Raw genomic sequence first — 21,750 nt, forward strand, 5'->3', positions numbered from 1 at the left:
CCAAAATTTCCGGTTGACCGTGAGATTTGCCTAAACCGCCTTCCCCACCCGTAACGCCGAAAAAATAGCCAGCGTTTGCAGGATGGCGATACCGATCAGCACTTCGCCAAATTGGCGGTGGTCCATCAGGCCGCCAAAAGCAACCGGCGCCATGGCCAAGCCAAGGTCCAGGCCGGAATAGACGAAACCATAAACCCGGCCATAGGCCGATTTGCCGAAGCGCGCCGTTGCAGCCCGGCGAACCAGCAGATCACGCGAAGGGCCTGCCGTGCCGGTACAAAAGCCGATGCCGCCCATCAGTGGCAGAATGGCCCAGGCCGGCAGCACGCCGCTGGCGAGCAGAACCGCCAGCAATGCGGCCACCCCGAGCGCCCCGGCGATCAGGTAATCGTGGGCATTTTTCTGGGCCAGGAATCCGCCCAAAATGATGCCGAACGCACCGCCAACCAAGTAGGTTGATAGCGCCAGTGCGGCTGTCGTGACCGACAATCCGTAAAGCGCCTGCAGGATAGGCGTGGCGAAATTCTGGATGGCCCCGAAGGCTGCGGTGATCAGCAGGAAAAAGAGGAAGCACAACCAAACGGCACGCGAATTCAGGAATGCGAAGGTTGGTACTTTGTCTTCGGCGGCTTTATCAGCGTGGTGATCGATGGCTTCGGTAATCGCATGGCGGCGCCAGAAGAGCATCGCCAGTGCGGCGACGGCAACAACACTGGCGCCCAGCGCAGCACTGCGCCATCCGGCTGCGGTGGCGATGCCGGTCATGAATACGGGCGCTGCCGCCCAGCCTAGATTGCCGGAGAGCCCATGGACGGAGAAGGCGTGGCCCAGTCTTTGTGCCGAAACGCGGTGGTTCAGCACCGTGAAGTCGGCCGGATGAAAGACGCTGTTGCCGAGGCCGCCCAGCGCAGCAACGACGATCAACATCGGGTAGCCAGTGGCAAAGTGCAACACAACACCGGCCAACACAAAACAGGTGATGCCGCCACCAAGTACACGGACAGCCCCGAAACGATCGACGAGAAAGCCTGCCATTGCCTGGCCAATGCCGGAAACGATGAAGAAGACAGTCATCGTGACGCCGATGCCGGTAAAACTGAGGCCGAAATCGTGCATCAACCACGGAAAAAGCGGCGGCAGTAGCAGATGGAAGAAATGCGAAACACCGTGCACAAAGCCGATCAACGAAATGACTTCGATGTCGCTGCGCTCGGGCGCGCGCAGGGTAGCGGTGGTCATGGAAAAGTCCGAGTAAATCGATAAGGTTTGCAGTCTAGCGTGGGGACTATTGACCGTGACGCGACATTCAGACAAAAATCATCGCAATGCAGACAGACCTCACTTTTGATCCGCTCCCTCGTCGAGCACCGACTGCGGAACTCCCGCTGACGGTTAACCTGCGTTGTCCGCCGCCCGATGTTTATGTACCGCCACATCAGCACGACTGGGCGCAACTGGCCTATCCGCTGCGCGGCGGTATCCGCATTTCGGCCGCCGGGATGACCTGGCTGGTGCCCGCGCTGCGCGCAGTCTGGATTCCGCCGCATATCGAGCACGATTTGCTGATGCTGGGCGAGGTCGAATTTCGTACGGTCTATATTGCGCCCGAAGTGGCTCCCTTGTCGCTGGATGCCTGTTCGGTGATCGAAGTCTCCGATTTGATGCGGGCGCTGTTCGAGGCACTGAGCGAAGCGGATCGCGAGAGTCCGGATGCATCCCTGCGACAGCGTCAGGTAACTGCGCTGTTGCTCACGGAAATCCGGCGAGCGCCGCCGTTATCGCTGGGGCTTCCCATGCCGCATGACCGGCGATTGCAGGCTTTGTGTCAGGCGCTGATTGATGACCCGGGGTCGCCGTTGGCGCTGGAGGACTGGGCGGATCGCGTCGGGGCCAGCGCACGCACGCTGGCCCGGCTGTTTCAGGATGAATTCAAGATGAGCTTTGGCGCCTGGCGCCAGCAATTGCGGCTGGCGCGGGCGCTTGACCTGATCGGCCGTGGTTGCCCGCTGGGCGATGTAGCAGAGCGTCTGGGCTATGCCAGTCCGGCGGCTTTTTCGGCCATGTTCAAGCGTGCCTTCGGCGTACCGCCCAGCCGTTTCATGAGCGCTCGACCAACGGTGGATGCGCCTGACTATTTATCCGGTTCGAGTGCCAGCGATGCCGAGTTGATGCAGTAGCGCAGGCCGGTGGGGGCCGGGCCATCCTCGAAAACGTGGCCGAGATGGGCACCACAGTCGTGACAGGTAACTTCAGTGCGGATCATCCCGACACTGCGGTCGACATGCTCATCGATCAGGCTAGCTTCATTCGGTGTGTGAAAACTGGGCCAGCCGCAGCCGGAGTCAAATTTCGTTTCCGAGCGAAAAAGCGGGGCGCCACAGCAGATACAGCGATACGTACCGTCTTCGTGGCAATCCCAATACTGGCCGGTAAAAGCGCGTTCAGTGCCTTTCTGGCGGGTGACGCGATATTGGGTTTCGTCAAGCTGGCTACGCCATTCGGCGTCGGTTTTTTCGATTTTTGGCATGTTGGCTTTCTTGAGGACTACGATTCTGACCGGCGTTGCAGAAAATGATTCCCGACAGGATGAGAACACATCAGCCGGCCTGATTGTGGCGCAATTGTGCGACGTCGCGGCCGGGCGGGATACCGAACAAGCGTCGATATTCGCGATTGAATTGAGATGGGCTTTCGTAGCCGACAAAATGGGCAGCCGAGGCGGCATCAGCGTTGGTCACCAGCATCAGGCGGCGTGCCTCATGCAATCGCATCTGTTTTTGGTATTGCAGCGGCGTCATCGCAGTCAGTGCCTTGAAATGGTGATGCAACGACGATTTGCTCATGTTGGACAGGCTGGCCAGCCTGTCGATACTGATCGGCTGATCAAGGTTGGCCTTCAGCCAGTCGATGGCACGGACAATCTGGTGACTGTGGCTGCCGCCGGCAGCGGCCTGGCGCAGGCGTGATCCGAGGGCGCCGGTGAGCAGACGGTATAGCAGTTCGCGCTCGATGATGGGCGCCAATACCGGAATGTCCGTCGGCGTATCGAGCAATCGGGCAAGGCGAAGCGCAGTATTTTGAATCTCAACGCTCATCGTGCCGACGCCAATACCGCGGTCAACCCCATCCAGCAACCTATTTTCAGGCATGGCAGCGGTCAGTTCGTTGATCTTCACGGGATCGATATTTAACGCCATACCAAGATAGGGTTCGGCGGCTGAAGCGCGGGTGACGCGCGAGAAAATCGGCAGATCAACCGACGAAATCAGATAGTGACGGGCGTCGTAATCCAGGGTGTCGTCGCCGATGGTCAATCGCTTGGCCCCTTGAGCCATCATGGCAAACACTGAAGCGATAATCGTGCAGGTCGGCGCGTCGGTGCTTGATCCGCGGAACAGCTTCAGCCCGGGAACGGCGGTCTCCACCGTGCCATCTGCCGCGCAGTGACGAAGAATGATGTCTCCAAGTTCATCGCCTTGACGCGTCAGTTCGACATCGCTCATGGCCGTGGAATTATTTTGCTGGGGTAAGGTCTGAGAGTCGATATACATAGCTCGGAGCGTAGCGGCTTTGGACCCGATAGACGAGAGGCAACTGGCGGATTTCGGAGGATCAGGCAATAAGTCTGCACGATTGGGTTATTAATTTGGCAACGATTTCGCCCACACTATTCGCATAAACGGCGGCATTCAGCATCGCCGTCATATTGTTTCCGCCAAGGAGCTTGCAGATGATCAAACTGACTATAAATGGCAAGGTGCATCAACTCGATGTAGCCCCCGATACGCCGCTATTGTGGGTGCTGCGCGACACGCTGCAGATGACGGGGACAAAATTCGGCTGCGGACAGGCCTTGTGCGGCGCCTGCACAGTCCATGTTGCCGGATCACCGGTCCGGTCCTGTTCGACCCCGGTGTCGTCGGTAGTGAGCCAAAAAATTACCACCATCGAGGCAATCGATGCCAACCGGGTCGGCAAGGTTGTTCAGGAAGCCTGGCGCAAGCTGGATGTCGTGCAATGTGGCTATTGTCAATCCGGCCAGATCATGAGTGCGGTGGCGCTACTCAGTCAGAACCACAAGCCGACGGATGCCGACATCGACAACGCGATGTCGGGCAACCTCTGCCGCTGCGCCACTTATGTGCGCATTCGCGCTGCCATTCACGAAGCCGCCAAGGCGCTGGCCTGAGGAGTTTGAACATGAGCGACATCATCATTGAAAATCTCAGCCGCCGTCGTTTCCTGCAAGGTAGTGCCGGCCTGACACTGGGCTTCTGCCTGCCCGTGGTTGCCGCTGCCGCTGCTGGAAAATCGGGTTTGGTCGATGCTTCTGCAGCCACTTTCGAACCCAATGCCTTTCTGCGTATCGGTGCAGACAATAGCGTGACGGTGCTCTCCAAGCATCTGGAAATGGGGCAGGGCACTTACACCGGGCTGGCAACCATTCTGGCCGATGAACTGGATGCTGACTGGAATCATGTTCGTGTTGAAGGCGCCCCGGCGGATGCCAAGCGCTACAACAACACCTTCTGGGGGCCGGCACAAGGCACGGGCGGCAGTACGGCCATGGCCAATTCGTGGGATCAGATGCGCAAGGCCGGGGCAACCGGTCGGGCCATGCTGGTTTCAGCGGCTGCAAAGCGCTGGAATGTCGGCGCAGCTGACATTGTGATTCGCGACGGCGTCGTCAGCCACGCTGCCAGTGGTCGCAAAGCCAGTTTCGGCGAACTGGCGCTTGATGCAGCCAAGGAAGCCGTGCCGACGGAAGTAAAACTCAAGGATCCGAAGGATTTTCGCCTGATCGGCAAGCAGGCCAAGCGCAAGGACAGCGCGGCCAAGACCAACGGCTCTGCAAAATTCACTCAGGACGTTTTCCTGCCCGGCATGCTGGTCGCCGTTGTGGCCCACCCGCCGCTGTTTGGCGCGACAGTGAAGTCTTTTGACGCGAGCAAGGCAAAGGCCATCAAAGGCGTCGTCGATGTCGTGCAGATTCCGCAGGGCGTTGCCGTGCTGGCCACCGACACCTGGAGCGCCAAGAAGGGCCGCGATGCGTTGTCAGTGATCTGGGATGAAACCCAGGCATTTAAGCTTGGCAGCGCTGAAATCCTTGCGCAGTACAAGGAAATGGCCAAGAAGCCCGGATTGATTGCCAAGCAGACCGGCGACACCACCAAGGCATTTGCCGGCGCATCCAAGGTGCTCAGCGCGAGCTTCGATTTTCCTTACCTTGCGCACGCAGCAATGGAGCCGATGAACTGTGTCATCCACCGCCATGCCGACGGTTGCGAAGTGTGGAACGGCGAGCAATTTCAGACCGTCGATCAAGCCAAGGTGGCGGCGCTTTTCGGTCTCAAGCCGGAGCAGGTCAAGCTGAACATGCTCTATGCGGGCGGCAGTTTCGGGCGTCGGGCATCCACGCAGTCGGATTACGTGCTGGAGGCAGCGCATATCGTCAAGGCCATCAACGGACGTGCCCCGGTCAAGTTGGTCTGGCTGCGCGAGGATGACATGCGCGGTGGGTTCTACCGGCCCATGTTCCATCACGCGATGGAAGCGGCGGTGGACGGGAATGGCAAGCTGGTCGGCTGGCGCCATCGGCTGGTCGGGCAGTCAATCATGCTCGGATCACCGTTCGAAAAAATGATGATCAAGGACGGTGTCGACCACGTGTCGGTGGAAGGAGCCTCCAATCTGCCTTACGCCATTCCCAATCTAACCGTTGACCTGCATACGCCGACTAATATTCCTGTTCCAGTGCTCTGGTGGCGTTCGGTCGGCTCGTCGCATACGGCTTATTCGACCGAGGTTTTCCTCGATCAGGTTGCTGTCGCGATGGGCAAGGACCCGGTCGCGCTGCGTCTTGAATTACTGAACGATCATCCTCGTCACGCTGGTGTGCTCAAGCTTGCCGCAGAAAAAGCCAATTGGGCTACACCACTCAAAGCGGCTGCCGGTGAGCGACGTGGCCGCGGTGTCGCGGTGCATGAATCCTTCAATTCTTTCGTGGCGCAAGTGGCTGAGGTGACGATCAGCAAGGACGGTTCGATCAAGGTGGATCGAGTTGTCTGCGCGGTTGATTGCGGTACGGCGATCAATCCGGACAACATTCGCTCGCAGGTTGAAGGCGCCGTTGGTTTCGCGCTTTCTGCCGCCTTGCATGGCGAAATCACCCTTAAGGAAGGTCGTGTCGAGCAGGGCAATTTCGACGGTTATGCGCCGATCCGTATCAGCGAAATGCCGGTGGTCGAGGTCCATATTGTTCCTTCGAGCGGTGCACCTACCGGCATTGGCGAGCCTGGCGTGCCGCCGCTCGCGCCGGCAGTAGCCAATGCCATCGCCGCGGCAACCGGCAAGTTCCTGCACAAAATGCCATTCAATACCGCCGAACTGGTGGCTTGAGATGGATAGCCTGGACTCGCAGGTTCTCGACGCCGCCCGAAAATGGGTGGCTGCCGGGCATCGTTTCGCGCTGATAACGGTGGCGCGGACCTGGGGTTCCGCACCGCGACCGCCGGGCGCCTGGATGGTGCTGCGCGACGATGGTCAGGTGCAGGGTTCAGTCTCGGGTGGATGTATTGAGGATGATCTGATTCGCCGGGCAGCGGCGGGTGAGTTTGTCGGCTCGATGCCGCGCGTGTTGCGCTACGGCGTGACGGCTGATGAAGCGCATCGCTTCGGGCTGCCGTGTGGTGGCACGCTGGAACTGGTGCTCGAACCGTCGCCGGATGTCGCTTTGCTCGAACAGTTGGCCCAACGGATCAGCGGTGGGCAACTGGTACGTCGACGGGTTGCGCTCGCCGATGGCGCTGTCGGCATCGAAGGCGGCAGCGCGGGCGATAACCTGCAATGGGATGGCGAAACGCTGGTCACGCTGCACGGCCCCGCATGGCGTCTGTTGATCATCGGTGCCGGACAGATTTCGCGTTATCTGGCGACGATGGCGTTGTCACTGGGCTATCGTGTCTATATCTGCGACCCGCGCAGCGAGTATGCCGATGGCTGGGATGTGCCGGGGACCGAGCGCATCGCCTTGATGCCGGACGACGCCGTGGCTGAACTAAGCCTGGACCCGCGCAGCGCTGTCGTGGCATTGACGCATGATCCAAAACTTGATGATCTTGCCTTGCTTGAGGCGCTCAAATCACCGGCCTTCTATGTCGGGGCGCTCGGTTCTCAGGCCAACAACAGCAAGCGCCGTGAACGGCTGCTGCAATATTTCGATCTGTCGCAGGCTGAAGTGGATCGGCTGCATGGTCCCGTCGGGCTTCCTATCGGCAGTCGGACGCCGCCGGAAATTGCTGTCTCCATTCTGGCCGAAATGACGGCTTTGAAAAACGGGCAAAATTTCCGGTTGACCGCAGCAGTCGCCGACCCCTACGCCTGCCGGATCGAATGAGGCAAATCGTCGGCATTTTGCTGGCGGCAGGTAGCAGTCGGCGCTTTGGTGCCGATAAAAGGTTGTATCCGCTGGCCGACGGCACGCCGATGGCACTGGCCTCGGCCCGCCATCTGGCGGCCATCTGCCCACGGACCATTGTGGTGATCCGGCCGGATGACTCGGTCCTCGCTGAGCTGCTGGCAGCGGAAGGGCTGGAAACAGTGGTTTGCGAGTCCGCAGCGCAGGGCATGGGCCACAGCCTGAGTTGTGGCGTTGCTGCCAGCCCCAATGCGGCGGGCTGGTTGGTTGCCCTGGCCGATATGCCCTTCATTCAGCCGGCGAGTTACCACGCAGTTCTTCGCGCACTTTACGATGGGGCCCTTATGGCCCGACCTGTGTTCGACAAAATGATGGGGCATCCGGTTGGCTTCGGTGCTGACTCCTATTCTCGGTTAATTTCGCTGACTGGCGATCAGGGTGGAAAAGTGATTTTGGCAGCCGATCCAACGCTACTTGTCACGTGTCCGGTGAATGATCCAGGCATCATTCACGACGTAGACCGGCCATCGCAAGTTGATGTTTCAAGCATGCCATCAAGCATCTGATCGAGCTGCTTTCCGCCACGACCAAGGCTGCGTCACGGGAAGAAGTGGGCTATCATTCTGCAATTGCAGAGGAATAACGCGATGAACCCCACCCCCCTGACCGATGCCGATCTAGATCGGCTTGAAGAGCTGCTTGAATCCGAAGTATTCCAGGGCGAGGCCATGCGTCTCGACGAAATCCAGGCCATGCTATGCGCCGTCGTCAGTGCCCCCGAGCCGGTTGCACCGGCCATCTGGCTCACCGAAGCGCTGGGCAAAGGGCTGGAAGCTGGTGGCAATCCAGAGGTTGAAGCAGCGCTTGAATTATTGATGCGCCTGAATAACGATCTGGCCGCGGCACTGTTGGCCGATGAAACCATTTCTCCGGTGCTTTATCCGCTTGATGAAAGCTGCCAGGAATACGACTACGAAACCTGGGCTGATTCTTACGTGTTCGGCGCTGGATTGGCCGGTGATTGGTACGAAATGGCCGGCAAGCACGCCGATGACCTGTCCGAGCTGCTGGAACCGCTGTTCCTGCTGAACGGGATGCTCAAGGAAGACGCTGAAAAAAGCGGCGAGCGTTGGTTCCCGCCTGCTGAAGAGGCACGTCTGGTTGCCGATATTCAGGAAAACCTGCCGGTCATCGTGCAGACGTTGTACAACTTCTGGCGCAACAAGCGTAAAGGCGGCACCGTCCAGCGCGAAGGCGACAAGGCCGCTCGCAATGATCCTTGCCCCTGTGGCAGCGGTAAAAAATTCAAACTGTGTTGCGGCAGCCCGGAAAAACTCAATTGAGCAAGGCTTTCGCTGGCGTTAAAAAGGCCGTTCAGATGAACGGCCTTTTTGTTTTTAGCCGAGGTCGACCGGCACAAAGAGCCGCGAATTGCCACGCTCGACCAGAATCGCCGCCTTTTTGCCCGACTTGGCAACGATCCCGCGCAATTGCTCGATATCGGAGACCGGCTGGCCGTTGACCGAGATGATGATATCTCCCGGACGAATGCCGGCCCGCGCTGCGGCGCCTCCCGATTGTTCAACCACTACGCCGCCTTTCGTGTCGGCCTGACGGCGCTCTTCAGAGGTCAGCGGCCTGACCGTAACACCGAGCCGGCTCTTGTCGGTGGGCTGAGGATCGATTGAAGCTACTTTTTCATCACCGAAACTGCCAACCTTGATATCGATGTTCCGGCTCGCACCTTTGCGCCAGATTTGCAGATGGGCGATCTCTCCGGGCACTTTGCCAGCAACCGCTGCCGGCAGCTGACCGGTCGTCTCGATTGTCTTGCCGTCGATACCGAGAATCACGTCACCCGGTTCGAGCCCGGCTTTTGCTGCCGGACTGCCTTTCTCGATGGAGGAAACCAGCGCACCCGTCGGCTTGGGCAGGCCGAAACTATCAGCCAATGCCTGGTTAACGTCCTGGATGGTTACGCCAAGCTTGCCGCGCTGAACCTTGCCGTTGGTGACGATCTGTCTTTCGACATTCATCGCCACCTCCATGGGAATGGCGAACGAAAGCCCTTGATAACCACCGCTACGCGAATAAATCTGCGAGTTGATGCCGATTACCTCGCCATTCATGTTGAACAGCGGGCCGCCGGAATTGCCGGGATTGACCGCCACATCGGTCTGAATGAACGGCACGTAGCTGCCATCCGGGAGGTTTCTGGATTTGGCTGAAACGATGCCGGCACTGGCACTGCTTTCAAAACCATACGGCGAGCCAATGGCCAGCACCCACTCGCCAACCTGGGTTTGCGCTGAACTGCCAATCTTCACGGTAGGCAGGTTCCTGGCATCGATCTTCAGTACTGCGACATCGCTTGTCTTGTCCAGACCCAATACCTTGGCCTTGAACTCACGCTTGTCGTTGAGCTTGACGGTGACTTCCTCGGCACCGTCCACCACGTGGGCGTTGGTCAGAATGGTGCCATCGGGGCTGACTATGAAACCGGAGCCAAGACCGCGTACAGGCTCGCTGCCTTCAGGTATCTGTCCCCGGAAATTACGGAAGAACTGGAAGAACGGGTCGTTGGGGTCGAGTTGCGGCATGCCGGGAATGGCTGCCGCTGTTTTGCGCGAACCGGTAACGCTGATATTGACTACCGCCGGGGCATTGGTAGCGACGATGCTGCGCATGTCGGGCAGGCCTGCCGGTGTGACAACAGGCGTGCTCGGGGCAACCGTGGCGGCCACAGGTTGTGCGGCGGCCTCCGCGTTGCTGAAAGGAACGTTTTGGCCGAGTGAATAGGCACCGCCGACAGCCGCGGCGACTGCGACGGCGGCAACGGTCATTTTCAGTGGTTTGGTATTCATCTTGTCCTCTTGCTGGGTGGTTTTGTCAGAAAGTGATTAACGGGATTTGCCGTTCAGGGAAGGCAAATGCGAAAGGTTTGGCTGATTGCCTGTCACGGTGCGCAAGCTATGGGCGCCCTGATTTCGTTCGGCTGGTTCAGGCTCACGGCTTGCCGAACTGGCAAAAGCAGGGTTACCGAAGAGCGCGCCGAGCGATCCGGCGACGATCAATGAATGTAATACCTGTCGCATGTTCCCCGCGATGCGCCTTGGAGGCATTTCGGTTACCTGTATCTGCATCAGACCAAGGTGAATCCGCGACAAATGCAGAAACTGGGCGATGATCCCATCTTGCGATTGGAGGTTGGACTGCATTGGAGACTCCTGTTCGAAAGATCATGGGTCTAGTGTTGGGCCAAAAGTAATTTTTTCCAGTAGTGTTTTTGCGACGATTTGTATCAATACTTGTCTGAGCGGCGATATTGAGCCTGGACGGCTGGCTTTTTTTGATTTTTGGGCACCGATAAATTGAAAACAGGTTTCAATTTTCTGGCGTTTGTCATGGTTTGGTAACGCGGCGCGCCTAATTTCGGGAAATCACTTCTCGATCCGCCGCTAAATGAACGCACCCGCCCCATTGAACCTGGCTATTCCGGCCACCAATCTGACCCTCAAGGACCGCATCGACCAAAAGATATTCGATGCCTTGTATTCGCGTTCGCTGGTTTACAACACTTGTTGGGAGGATCCGGCCGTTGATCGTCAGGCGCTTCATATCGGCCCTGAGGATACCGTGATGGTGATTACCAGTGCCGGATGCAATGCGCTCGATTACGCCCTGGGAAATCCGGCCAGGGTCTATGCTATCGATGCCAACCCCCGCCAGAATGCGCTGCTAGAACTGAAAATTGCGGGTATTCGGAAACTGGATTTCGACGACTTTTTCGCCATTTTTGGCAGTGGCTTCCACGCCAATATTCGCAACATCTATCGCCATCAGTTGCGTCATGAACTATCCGATTTCGCGAAGACCTATTGGGATCGTCGCTTCAACTGGTTCGCCAGCAGGCACGGCAGCTTCTATTTTCATGGTCTGGCCGGCTTTGTTGCCCGTGGCTTTCGCACATATTTCCGCATACGTCCGCCTTTGGCACAGCGTGTCGCTGAATTGTTCGCGTCAAACAGTTTGGACGAGCAGCGCCGGATTTACGACGAAAAAATTGCCGGTGAATTATGGACGCCCGTGATCAACTGGGTACTCAACCGCCAACTGACTATGAGCCTGCTTGGCGTTCCACACCCGCAGCGCCGGCTGGTTCAGGGGCAGCATCCCGACGGCGTTTCCGGATTCATTCGTGATGCCATCGAATATGTTTTCCGCAATCTGCCAGTCAGTGAAAACTACTTCTGGCGGGTTTATCTGACTGGCAGCTACACCCGCGACTGCTGTCCATCCTATTTGAAAGAAGAAAATTTCAATGCCCTTAAGGGTGGCCTGGTCGATTGTATCGAGCCCCACACCTGCACCGTCACTGAATTCCTGCAGAACGGCAGCAAGCCGATTACCCGTTTTGTGCTACTTGATCACATGGATTGGATGAGCTGCTATTACCCGGCAGCGTTGATTGAAGAGTGGAACGCTATCTTTAATCGGGCAGCCCCCTCGGCGCGCCTGTTGTTGCGCAGTGCCCACGCCAACCCGCCATTTCTGGACTGGGTGACTGTCGGAGCGCAGCATAAGCCGCTCAAGGCCATGCTGAACTACGAGACCGAACTTGCTGCGCGCCTGCAACTGGACGATCGCGTGCATACCTATGCCGGCTTCGCCATCGCCCAAGTAGCTACCCATGCCGGCGGCTGATTTCGCAGCAGACGCCCGTGTCCTGTGGCGTCTGCTGCGCGGACAGCCGACCGAGGGCAATCACGCCGAGCGTTTGCAGGCCTTCTACGCGCCGCAAGCGGATCGCTACGATGCCTTTCGCGCTCGCCTGCTGCATGGCCGCCAGGAGTTGGTTGATCGGCTGAATCTACAGCCTGGCTCACGCGTGGTCGAACTGGGTTGCGGCACAGGCAGCAGCTTGCTGCGCATTGGGGATAGGGCAGGGGAGTTCTCCAGTTTTGACATGGTGGACCTCTGCCCCGCGCTCCTTGAGGTTGCGCAGCAGCGGGTAGCCCGATTTGAAAACATCCGGGTGATCGAGGCTGATGCGACAACGTGGCAACCTGATCAGCCGGTCGATTGCGTCTTCATGTCGTATGCACTGACCATGATTCCTGACTGGTGGCGGGTGATTGCCAATGTTGATGCGATACTGGCACCCGGTGGCCGCATCGGCGTTGTCGATTTCTACCTGCCGCAGTCTGGCAATCGTTTGGGCAATGCATTGTGGCGCAAGTGGTTCGGGCATGACGGCGTACATTTGTCGGACGAACATCTGCCATTGCTCAAGCGGCTCTTTACCGAGCAGTCATGTCTTGAGGCGCGGGCGCCGGTACCATATCTGCCGGGACTTCAGGCGCCGTATTATATTTTTGTCGGCGAGCGGCAGAGTGCACCGGTGACATTGGAGGAAGCTGGCCAAGTCTCCGGCTCGCCACCTGACTGGTTGAAAAAATTGCCAGACGCCGGGATTCCCGGGATGGCTTAAAGACGATCTTCCAGCAAGACCGTATCGTCATGCGAATATGCCGGTGCGCAACAGCAGAGAATGACCAGCGCCTTATCGCCGGTGTTCTCCACACAATGTGGGGTACCAGGTGAAATCGGGATGCTGTCACCCACTTCAATCCGGAATTTTTCTTCACCCAGGGTCATGATGCCGTTACCGCTGGTGACGTGATAAATCTCTTCGGTGCGTAGATGCAGGTGCAGGATCGTTGTGCATCCTGCCGGAATCAATGCTTCGGCAAGGCTCTGATTGCGAACACCATGCTGGCTTGGATGCAGCAACTCCCGGATTTCCGAATCATCCTTGGTGACGTAAGGAAGGACTTCGCGTCGGCGGGCTATTTTTGTCACTTGCCAGGCCAGGGCTGGATGGGGACTGTCGAAATCGAGTTGGCCGGCGCACCCTCGATAATCTTGCGACTGATCGCCATATACACCAGTACGTTTCGCTTTTTATCCAGAAAACGATGAATGTTGGTTTCCTTGAAAAAGATCGAGGTATCTTCGCTGAATACCACTTCATCATCCGGCAATTTGGCCGGCAGGGTGATCGGACCGATCTGACGACAGGCGATGGAAAATTGCGACGGATCTTCGGCCAGCCCGAGGCTGCCCTTGACGCCCCCGGTTCGCGCCTGGCTGACGTGACAGGTGACGCCGGGGATCTTGGGGTCGTCGTAGGCATAGACGCAAACCCGGTGATTGGCGCCAATCAGTTTCCAGGTTGTGGTTGCGCAACCTACTTCTTCAGCGAAAACAGGCCGTGATAGCAGCAGGGCTGACAGGGCCAGAAAAATGGAGCGTTTCAGGATACGGCGCTGTGTCATGGTTTGGCTTTCGGAAGTTTGCCGAGAAATTCACTCCCTTTGCGTCGGCCTTCAGTCAGCAGCGAGTTAATGAACTCCGGTCTGCGGTCCAGTTTGGATGGATAGTCGAGCTCCATTTCCAGCGCGATATGGCGTATCTCAACATGTTTGAGGTGGTCGGCTGTCAGCCATTTCTTGTGTAGCCAATCGTTGGTCTGCCGAACGAAAAACAGTTCCTGATTGAGCGAAAGGTTGCCGGCGAGTTCATTGCGCCTATCGTCAATGTCATTGGCCGATTTCGGTTCGCTCGACCGTGTTTCCGGATTGATCTGGATCACCCAGATTTCGTCTGGTTTCGCATCTCTGCTGCCGTGTCCGGAAAGGAAGCCGCGAATCGGCGGATTTTGCGAGAAGAGGCCATCCCAATAGAGCCCTTTGCCGATGCGCACGGCCCGGAACAGTTCGGGCACAGCGGCAGAGGCAAGCAGGGCGTCGACGGAGATGCCAAATTCCGGGTGCGAAGCTTTTGAATTGAAGATTGCAAAATCGCCCGACAGCACATTTACGGCACCGACCATCAAAGTTGGTGAATTGCCTTTAACAAGTTCAGACAACTTATTGAATTCGATGTATTTCTTGAGCGTTTTCGCGAGAACATCCTGCCCGGTATTCGGCAACAGGTAGGGGCTTAACTCCGGCGTGGCAAAAAAGTTTCGACTACGCTGGAGTCCGACCAGGAACTGGTTGCTCATCAAGTCGTGAAGTTCCGTGGCGCTCATGTCTTGCCAGAATGATTCCAGCAGTTTCGCCCCTTGCAGCCCATCATTCAGCAACAACCCGTACCAGGCAATGGCGGCACACAGCGCACCGCCGGAGGTACCTGACAGACCATGAATGCGATAACGGGTGGTGTCCAGCTCATTCAATAACACTTGCAGGACGCCGGCCGTGAAGGCCGTATGACTGCCACCGCCCTGACAGGCGATGGCCACTGATTTTGGTTTGCTGGTGCTGGAAGAAACGGCTTTCTGGTTCATAAGGCGAGTCCGAATAATTCAAAACGATCAGTGTGCCATGTTTTTCAATGCGACTCGATGACGATGGCACGATTTGGCAGGGGCGTCATTCTGGCGATATTTTTGGCCAGAATCTTGTAGGTGTCGCGATCAAACGGTGGGCGCTGGCCATCAAGCAGGGCGTCCATGTCTTCCTCAGATTTCGCCGTGCCGAGATAGCGCCATCCGTCGATCACATGCGCATCTTCACCTTCACGGATCATTGCTGGACCGGTGAACGGCCAGGAAACCAGTTTCAGTCCGACCAGCGCCGATATCAGGCGAACGGTGTGTTTGGCATAAGGCTCGTTGCCAACGCAGGCGCCCTTGCAGCGGCGCAACTGATGACCAAAACACGGTTTGCCCGGTTTGACTTTCTCGAGACCGAGCAGCACGTCGCATAGGTTGTGCGAATCGGCCAGTGCGCGCAGCACGTTGTTGGCCTCCTTGCCGTTCTTGAACAGTCCGTAGCAGGCGATAGTGATGCCGGTGGCGATGTCGGTCAGATTGACCAGTTGCGGACGCAACCAGCCTTCGCCTTCATCAATCAGCGTCCAGGTGCAGGCCTCATCATTTTTGCGCAGTTGCCGGTTGTGACTTGGTTGCAGCGACTTGACCAGTATCGATTCCTTGAGCAGGGCACCGATTTCGCCAGCGGTCTCGATCCAGTCAATGCGCCGCACCTGTTGCGCCAGCTCCATCTCCTTGGCGGCACTATGGTCGCCGGCAAAATGCGAGAGCACGCGCTGGCGGATATCCTTGGCTTTGCCAACGTAGAGCGGCAGGTTGTTTTCGCCATAAAAAAGATAGACGCCGGGTACTTCAGGCAACTCATCGAGGATACTGACATCGAGATGAGGCGGCAGGCTGGGATGGGCGTTTTGTGCCTTGAGCGCAGACTCAATGTCATCACTGCTACGGTCAACGTGAATTTTTTGCCAAAATTGAAATATCAACTGGGCATCGGCCAGCGCCCGGTGGCGGGCCGCAGCCTGCAGGTCGTGGCGCTCAATCAGGCTGTCCAGATTGTGCCGCTTGTGTTCCGGAAAAAGCGTGCGTGACAGTTTGACCGTGCACAACACGGAGGCGCGAAAAGTGATACCCAGGCGCTTGAACTCATTTTTCAGGAAACCATAGTCGAAGCGAGCGTTGTGGGCAATGAACAGCCTGCCTTCCAGCCGCTTCATGGTCTCGGCCGCAACGGTTTCAAACGGCGGCGCATCAGCCACCATGTCATTGCTGATGCCCGTCAGTTGCTCGATGAAAGGGGGAATCCGCATGCCGGGATTGACCAGTTGCTGCCATTCGCGCACCGTGCCGTCCGCATCGACTTCGACAATGCCGATTTCGGTGATGCGGTCGTGGGTGGCGGTGGCACCGGTGGTTTCAAGGTCGACGAAGGCGAGGGGGCGCATGGACGAATTTTCTCATGGAGCGTTGGTCGCCGTATCTGTCGTGACAAAAAAGACGGTCATTCACCTACGTGCCAGAAATTTCGCGCGCCTCGATTTTTGATTTTCAGATATTTGCAGAATGGCAGTTCTACAATAGCGCGAACACTTTCCCCGAACTCCCACGCACACGATCATGAAAAAGCCCACCCTTTACCAAAGCATCAAAGCCAAGCGGCGGACGCAGTCGCTGGTTATCGGCGTCACCTGGTACACCGCGGAAACCTGGGCGCAGGTCAAGGCCACGGCGGTTGATCCGGAGTGTTTTGAGGAGTCGTTCGAAAAATGGAAGGCGATGGCCGTTACCGCCCGCCGCAACTTTCAGCGCTCCGGTGTTCTGGCACTCGAATATCAGATTGTTCCCGAAGAGTTCTTCGCCTGGTGTGCACAAAACGGCCAGGATAATAATTCAGCGGCACGTGGCGAGTACGTTTCCGAGCGCTTGAGCGCGGTCCATAACAGCGACACGTAATCGACTAAAAGATCGATTATTTCCCGCTTGAGCCTCGCCTCGGCTGCGAAATATTCAGCGCTTCCTTCGTGATCTCGAAAAGAATCACCATTCCCACACCGGCACCCAAAGCCACCAGGCTTTGCTGAATTGTTGGCGTCTGAAAAGCAAAGGCTGCAGCAATAGCCGGGACGCAGATAATGAGCAAGAGTCCCATCAGCGTGCCACCCAGCACCCACGGCACCACGGGCGTCAGCCCAGCAAGCATCTGGCGCCACCCTGACTCCGGAGAACGACTCGGGAAAATCAACACAGCATTTGCCACAATCAGAACAATGAAAGCCAATGCCCGAGCCCCGTCCGTTGCAATGCCGGTCGACAAACACCAGAAATAGAAACCAGAAGCGGCCAGCGTAACCAAGCACCCCTGTACCAGGCTAAGGACAAGTTGCCGTGAGGAAACAAGATGTTCACTGACTGATCGAGGAGGCTGTTCCATCAGGTCCGGGTTCCCTGGCTCGGCTTCAAAGACGATGGAGCATGCCGGGTCGATGATCAGTTCAAGGAAGGCAATGTGAATCGGCGCCAGAATCAGCGGCATGCCGAACATCACCGGCAGAACCGACAAGCCGATGATCGGGATATGGACTGCCAGGGTATAAACCATTGCCTGTCGGAGATTGGCAAAGATACGTCGCCCCAATCGAATGGCCGCGACGATGGCGCCAAAGTCGTCTTCAAGCAATACCAGCGAGGCTGCCTCGCGAGCGACATCCGTTCCTCGCTTGCCCATGGCTATACCAATATGCGCGGCCTTCAGGGCCGGGGCGTCATTGACCCCATCGCCCGTCATGGCCACGACTTCGCCATTCGCCTTGAGCGCCTCGACAATGGCGAGTTTTTGCTGCGGTGTGACGCGGGCGAAGATGCTGACAGAGGCGATACGTGCGGAAAGTGCCTTCACGTCCATCGACTCAAGTTCTGTTCCGGTGATGACCTCGCGACTGTCAATACCAGCGCTGGCTGCGATGGCGCGAGCAGTGCGTGGATGATCACCGGTAATCATCACCACCCGAATACCAGCTGTCAGGCACTCGGCGACTGCAGCAGGTACTTCTGGGCGGAGCGGGTCGGCCAGTCCGATCAGCCCAATGAACTCGAAATCGAAATCATGCTGGATCTCCGGAAAGCCATCCTGAACGGCATGTCTGGCCTTGGCCACGCCCAAAATGCGCAAACCTCGATCGGCCATTATCTCTGCCTGCTGTGTCAGGCTTTTCCTGTCGGCTTCCGGCAGGTGACAGAGTTCGGCAATAGCTTCCGGTGCTCCTTTCGTGGCGACAATGTTTTGCTTGCTGGTCTCGTCTTTCCATAGATGTGACATGGCAAGAAGTTCAGGGGAAAGCTCGTACTCTTTTGCCAAAGACCAATTCGGGTGCAAGTGATCGGTATCAGCCAGTAAATCGCCAGCAAAACGGTGAAATGCTTGCTCCATCGGGTCATGCGGATCGATTTCACTGGCCAGAACGGCGTATTCAAGCAACTCGTGATAGGGCTCGGGAAGCACCGCTCCAGCAATATCCTTGATCTCCAGGAGGTTTCCATCCACCGACAGCGCGGCAACGGCCATGCGGTTCTGGGTCAGCGTTCCTGTTTTATCGACACAAAGAACCGTGGTTTCGCCCAGGGTTTCAATCGCATTGAGACGTCGCGTCAGCACTTTCTGGTTAGCAATTCGACGTGCCCCCATGGCCAGGAAAATGATCATGATGACCGGAAATTCCTGGGGCAGAATCCCCATCGCCAGCGTAATGCCGGCTAGCAAGGCATCGAGCCAGCTTCCTCGCAAAGTCCAGTAGAGAAGTGCCAGCGCCAAGCACAGGCCGATGCCGATCACCGCCAGTCGGCGCGTCAAGCGACCCATTTCCTCGCGAAGCGGTGACGATTCAACGGCAATATCCTGTAGCGATTTCCCGATGCGTCCGAGTTCAGTTGTGCTACCAGTTGCACTGACCTTGATCATTCCTTGACCACGGACGACCAGCGTGCCCGCGAAAGCCACGCCACCGTCGGCAAACTTCACGACCGCTTCGGACTCGCCCGTCAGCATCGATTCGTCGACTGCCAGTTCATGTGCTTGCAGGACTGCGCCGTCGGCGGGAATACGGTCGCCTTCCGACAGGATCAAAAGGTCTTCGCGAACGACTTCGCGACCGGGAATCCTCGTTTGTACCCCGTCCCGAATTGCCAAGGCCCGTGGACTGGACAGATCGCGGAGGGCTTCCAGGGCATTTTCAGTGCGACGTTCCTGCAGAATGGTGATCACCATGATGATGACCACAAAGCCCAGCAAGATCAGCGCTTCGTGGGGATCGCCCATAGCGAAATAGATTGCCCCGGCACCCAGCAACAACAGGAACATCGGTTCTCGGGTAACTTCTCCGGCGATGGCTAATATCGAGCGTCGTTGGTTGGCGCCCAGTTCATTGGGGCCATCGGCCGCCAGCCGGGCGGTTGCCTCGTCGCGGGTTAGCCCTCGGAGAAGTTCGGGCGGCATGATGAATCAATCATTCTGTTTTCTCATGCCCCTGCCAAGGGCGGCGCTTGCCCGGCAGCAACCGAATCAGTGTATTGTCCCGCACGATGTAGTGGTGAAACAATGCAGCAGCGGCATGCAAACCGATGATGAAATATCCGATATTCCCGACTGTTTCGTGGACTTCCTTGATCAACTCGGCCGTGGCCTTGTTTTGGCTGATTAGCGCCGGCAAATGAAGTCCGAAATAGGGAATCGGCTTTCCTTCCGCGCTGAGTAAAAGCCAGCCTGCCAATGGCATGGCGATCATGAACAGGTAGAGGAGGATATGCATCGATTGGGCCAGCAGGCTCTGCCATTTTGGCGGAACAGGCTGAATATCAGGGGAAGGTCCGATCACATGGATCACCGCGCGTATCGATACCAGCGTGAGAACTGAAAGCCCGAGCATAAAATGCCAAAGCTTCATCAACTCGCGCGGATCGCTGCCTTTCGGGAAAAACGTCCGCATTTCAATGCTGGCATAGACTGCGACCAGGATAAGCAGCATTAACCAGTGGAGACCGATGGCGGCTGATCCGTAGTGGTCCCTTGTGTTTCGCCAATGCATAAATGACTCCTGATCTGCCCGTCACTCGTAAAGAAATTCAAGCACCATCGGGGCAAGAACTGGTGCCGTAAATGATTTCATTCGGGAGTTGCCACGAGATAAACAACTCCAAAAAACCACTCTGATTACCGGCTATCGGCCTGAACCATCAGACGTTTTCATGATGATGGGAAGCCGATAGTTCGACCCTGATATTTTCTCCGTTATTTCATGAGTTATGTGGAACAAAGATGCCCGCGGGAGACTTGTTGAAGTCAAGTTGCTGGATTGCCTTATCTTGAGTGCCAGTCCGTTTGACATAGTTCACATGAACCACGACAACTTGGGCAAACGGCGCTTTTCCGGAAACGGCACGCGCAAAAGTAGAAACCATCGTCGATGCCTCAGCCTCCCGATCCGTATCTTTCGCATCATTCAATTTGCTGTTGATGACGGTTATCGTGACCTTGTGGGGCGTGGTGGCTATCTCGATCATCTTTGCGTCGTTGCCGGTGGCTTTTGCGACATCTCGCTGTATGCTAGGTACGGCCATCGTTTGTTGCTTGACCTGTTCAATCTCTAACGCGGTGTCTGCACTCCATGCCGGTGCTGACGATGCGAGCATGGCCACGGTGACCCAAAGGGACGCGACAAGGCATTTTGTTTTTCTATTCATGATTTTCTCCAATCGGCATTGCTCATTCGGGAAGACGGGGAAATTTGATGTCCTCGCATTGATCATCTTGAGCAGAATGCTTGGGCGGCTCTGTACGCTAGACCACATTGTCTGTCATTGAGTACCCAGGGCAGCTTGGATAACGAGTCTTGGGGCAGTTTTCTGATTGGTTTCCAGCCATTTTCGCCAGCAGAATTTAGCCATTCGGAATCACCGCATCTGACCAAGCTTTGCACGATGGCCTATACAGTGACCGCCTGCGCAGGTGTTCAGGTCAGATCCATCAATACCATCGGGCATTCATTGCCATCTTCATACAGGTCGGCTTCGATCCTGAGCGTCGAAGCGGGGCGAAGGGCGTCAGGACTAATGGCGATGGCCAAGCGCAGCAGCGGGAAGACGGGCTTCCCGATAATATCGGACAAACCCGGAGAATGCCGGGTTTGCCGAACAAACGATGTTGCGATTAACGGCGGCGGTTACGCACGCAACCCTGGCCGCTCAACTGGAAGGTGTTCAGATTCTTCGTCGGGCAGAAGCTGATGCTTCCCTGGGCAACCACATCGATGGTGGCGCCATTGAAAATGCCGGTACCCCATTTGAACTTTGTCATGCGTTCGACGACCGAAAACGCGCAAGGAGCACCGTCCGGGCCGGTTTCAAGCACGCCGGTGATCTGAGCCACGTCCTGATACGTCTGGAAGGAGTCGATCAGTTCAAAAACGGCGGTATGGTTGAGCGTGCTGGCCCCGGTGGTCAGGTCCTGCGATGTCACTTTGCCCAGCAGTGCGCCACAGTCGTCAAACACTTCGCTGCCATCGGCAGCTGTCATGGTCAGACAAACTTGACCAACCTGTTTGGTGGAGGAAACGTTCAGGGTAGTCACCCGGCCGGTCACGGTGGTTGGCGTAAATCCGGCCGCGCATTGCTGGGCATGACTTACTGCCGGCAGGCAGAGGAGTGCTGCAAGAACAGACAGGGACAGTCTTGTGTGCATTTTTATTCCTTGTTTTTGGGATAGGTCGAAGTCGCGCCTTCCGAGGCAGACGCTGAGTATGAGTATATCCGGCAGTGCTATGCGTTGTGGATTGATACCCCTGTATTTGTCGGGATTTTTATGTTTTCGGCTTTTTTTGGATCCTCTCAAAGGGCGTGACCGATTTGAGTAGTCAGTGAATTCATTCGCGACAAGTTGAATGCGTTTTTCTGTCGCAAACCCGACAAGTCATGATGCCGCTTTGCCCGCATGACCAGCAAT

At 57.0% G+C, this 21,750-nt stretch carries 23 protein-coding genes; 9 read left to right on the forward strand and 14 right to left on the reverse strand.

The window, feature by feature from the left end; all coding sequences use genetic code 11:
- Nucleotides 1–30 precede the first annotated feature (30 nt).
- On the reverse strand, nucleotides 31–1,239 hold the full coding sequence (locus IPJ12_00315) for an MFS transporter (protein ID MBK7645656.1): 1,209 nt from the start codon (nucleotides 1,237–1,239) through the stop codon (nucleotides 31–33).
- Between the two features lie 86 nt (nucleotides 1,240–1,325).
- On the opposite strand from IPJ12_00315, the gene IPJ12_00320 reads away from it, so the two are divergent.
- Nucleotides 1,326–2,177 (forward strand): helix-turn-helix transcriptional regulator, encoded by an 852-nt coding sequence (locus IPJ12_00320; protein ID MBK7645657.1) that lies wholly within the window; start codon nucleotides 1,326–1,328, stop codon nucleotides 2,175–2,177.
- Here the strand turns inward: IPJ12_00320 and msrB are convergent.
- Nucleotides 2,132–2,527 (reverse strand): peptide-methionine (R)-S-oxide reductase MsrB, encoded by a 396-nt coding sequence (msrB, locus tag IPJ12_00325; protein ID MBK7645658.1) that lies wholly within the window; start codon nucleotides 2,525–2,527, stop codon nucleotides 2,132–2,134. The genes IPJ12_00320 and msrB overlap by 46 nt on opposite strands.
- Before the next feature lie 70 nt (nucleotides 2,528–2,597).
- Nucleotides 2,598–3,551: an AraC family transcriptional regulator gene (locus IPJ12_00330; protein ID MBK7645659.1), complete on the reverse strand. Its 954-nt coding sequence runs from the start codon at nucleotides 3,549–3,551 to the stop codon at nucleotides 2,598–2,600.
- A gap of 179 nt (nucleotides 3,552–3,730) precedes the next feature.
- Here IPJ12_00330 and IPJ12_00335 point away from each other — a divergent pair, with 179 nt between their 5' ends.
- The 5 genes from IPJ12_00335 to IPJ12_00355 all read left to right on the forward strand — a co-directional run bounded on the left by IPJ12_00335 (nucleotide 3,731) and on the right by IPJ12_00355 (nucleotide 8,760).
- Entirely contained in the window at nucleotides 3,731–4,189 is a 459-nt protein-coding gene (locus tag IPJ12_00335; GenBank protein MBK7645660.1) for a (2Fe-2S)-binding protein, read from the forward strand.
- Between the two features lie 11 nt (nucleotides 4,190–4,200).
- Nucleotides 4,201–6,399: a xanthine dehydrogenase family protein molybdopterin-binding subunit gene (locus IPJ12_00340; GenBank protein ID MBK7645661.1), complete on the forward strand. Its 2,199-nt coding sequence runs from the start codon at nucleotides 4,201–4,203 to the stop codon at nucleotides 6,397–6,399.
- A gap of 1 nt (nucleotide 6,400) precedes the next feature.
- Nucleotides 6,401–7,396, forward strand: coding sequence for an XdhC family protein (locus IPJ12_00345; GenBank protein ID MBK7645662.1), 996 nt, complete (start codon nucleotides 6,401–6,403; stop codon nucleotides 7,394–7,396).
- On the forward strand, nucleotides 7,393–7,983 hold the full coding sequence (locus IPJ12_00350; GenBank protein ID MBK7645663.1) for a nucleotidyltransferase family protein: 591 nt from the start codon (nucleotides 7,393–7,395) through the stop codon (nucleotides 7,981–7,983). The genes IPJ12_00345 and IPJ12_00350 overlap by 4 nt, the downstream gene beginning before the upstream one ends.
- An 81-nt stretch (nucleotides 7,984–8,064) precedes the next feature.
- Nucleotides 8,065–8,760 carry a UPF0149 family protein gene (locus tag IPJ12_00355; protein ID MBK7645664.1) on the forward strand — a complete coding sequence of 232 codons (696 nt, stop codon included), beginning with the start codon at nucleotides 8,065–8,067 and terminating at the stop codon, nucleotides 8,758–8,760.
- A gap of 54 nt (nucleotides 8,761–8,814) precedes the next feature.
- Here IPJ12_00355 and IPJ12_00360 read toward each other — a convergent pair whose 3' ends face one another.
- Entirely contained in the window at nucleotides 8,815–10,281 is a 1,467-nt protein-coding gene (locus IPJ12_00360; GenBank protein MBK7645665.1) for a DegQ family serine endoprotease, read from the reverse strand.
- 36 nt (nucleotides 10,282–10,317) lie between these two features.
- A complete protein-coding gene (locus tag IPJ12_00365; protein ID MBK7645666.1) occupies nucleotides 10,318–10,635 on the reverse strand; it encodes a hypothetical protein in 318 nt (105 codons plus the stop codon).
- Between the two features lie 244 nt (nucleotides 10,636–10,879).
- On the opposite strand from IPJ12_00365, the gene IPJ12_00370 reads away from it, so the two are divergent.
- Both IPJ12_00370 and IPJ12_00375 read left to right on the forward strand, forming a co-directional pair.
- Entirely contained in the window at nucleotides 10,880–12,121 is a 1,242-nt protein-coding gene (locus IPJ12_00370) for a BtaA family protein (GenBank protein MBK7645667.1), read from the forward strand.
- Nucleotides 12,108–12,908 (forward strand): methyltransferase domain-containing protein, encoded by an 801-nt coding sequence (locus tag IPJ12_00375; protein MBK7645668.1) that lies wholly within the window; start codon nucleotides 12,108–12,110, stop codon nucleotides 12,906–12,908. The genes IPJ12_00370 and IPJ12_00375 overlap by 14 nt, the downstream gene beginning before the upstream one ends.
- Here the strand turns inward: IPJ12_00375 and IPJ12_00380 are convergent.
- The 4 genes from IPJ12_00380 to IPJ12_00395 are packed head-to-tail and all read right to left on the reverse strand — an operon-like array spanning nucleotide 12,905 to nucleotide 16,204.
- Nucleotides 12,905–13,270, reverse strand: coding sequence for a cupin domain-containing protein (locus IPJ12_00380; protein MBK7645669.1), 366 nt, complete (start codon nucleotides 13,268–13,270; stop codon nucleotides 12,905–12,907). The two genes, IPJ12_00375 and IPJ12_00380, sit on opposite strands and share 4 nt — an antisense overlap.
- A 5-nt stretch (nucleotides 13,271–13,275) precedes the next feature.
- Nucleotides 13,276–13,755: a CreA family protein gene (locus IPJ12_00385; GenBank protein MBK7645670.1), complete on the reverse strand. Its 480-nt coding sequence runs from the start codon at nucleotides 13,753–13,755 to the stop codon at nucleotides 13,276–13,278.
- Nucleotides 13,752–14,771, reverse strand: coding sequence for a patatin-like phospholipase family protein (locus IPJ12_00390; GenBank protein ID MBK7645671.1), 1,020 nt, complete (start codon nucleotides 14,769–14,771; stop codon nucleotides 13,752–13,754). Before IPJ12_00390 ends, IPJ12_00385 begins: the two co-directional genes overlap by 4 nt.
- 44 nt (nucleotides 14,772–14,815) lie before the next feature.
- Complete coding sequence (locus tag IPJ12_00395) at nucleotides 14,816–16,204, reverse strand: 3'-5' exoribonuclease (GenBank protein ID MBK7645672.1); 1,389 nt, start codon at nucleotides 16,202–16,204, stop codon at nucleotides 14,816–14,818.
- 172 nt (nucleotides 16,205–16,376) lie between these two features.
- Here IPJ12_00395 and IPJ12_00400 point away from each other — a divergent pair, with 172 nt between their 5' ends.
- Nucleotides 16,377–16,712 (forward strand): hypothetical protein, encoded by a 336-nt coding sequence (locus IPJ12_00400; protein MBK7645673.1) that lies wholly within the window; start codon nucleotides 16,377–16,379, stop codon nucleotides 16,710–16,712.
- 16 nt (nucleotides 16,713–16,728) lie between these two features.
- Here IPJ12_00400 and IPJ12_00405 read toward each other — a convergent pair whose 3' ends face one another.
- The 5 genes from IPJ12_00405 to IPJ12_00425 all read right to left on the reverse strand — a co-directional run bounded on the left by IPJ12_00405 (nucleotide 16,729) and on the right by IPJ12_00425 (nucleotide 21,489).
- A complete protein-coding gene (locus IPJ12_00405) occupies nucleotides 16,729–19,248 on the reverse strand; it encodes a cation-translocating P-type ATPase (GenBank protein ID MBK7645674.1) in 2,520 nt (839 codons plus the stop codon).
- A 10-nt stretch (nucleotides 19,249–19,258) separates the two neighbouring features.
- Nucleotides 19,259–19,837: a cytochrome b gene (locus IPJ12_00410; GenBank protein MBK7645675.1), complete on the reverse strand. Its 579-nt coding sequence runs from the start codon at nucleotides 19,835–19,837 to the stop codon at nucleotides 19,259–19,261.
- Between the two features lie 208 nt (nucleotides 19,838–20,045).
- Entirely contained in the window at nucleotides 20,046–20,492 is a 447-nt protein-coding gene (locus IPJ12_00415; GenBank protein ID MBK7645676.1) for a hypothetical protein, read from the reverse strand.
- Nucleotides 20,493–20,761: 269 nt separating this feature from the next.
- Nucleotides 20,762–20,917 (reverse strand): hypothetical protein, encoded by a 156-nt coding sequence (locus tag IPJ12_00420; protein MBK7645677.1) that lies wholly within the window; start codon nucleotides 20,915–20,917, stop codon nucleotides 20,762–20,764.
- Between the two features lie 41 nt (nucleotides 20,918–20,958).
- Nucleotides 20,959–21,489 (reverse strand): hypothetical protein, encoded by a 531-nt coding sequence (locus IPJ12_00425; GenBank protein ID MBK7645678.1) that lies wholly within the window; start codon nucleotides 21,487–21,489, stop codon nucleotides 20,959–20,961.
- Nucleotides 21,490–21,750: the final 261 nt, after the last annotated feature.

The organism is Betaproteobacteria bacterium (assembly GCA_016709965.1).
Lineage (GTDB): Bacteria > Pseudomonadota > Gammaproteobacteria > Burkholderiales > Rhodocyclaceae > Azonexus > Azonexus amarohabitans.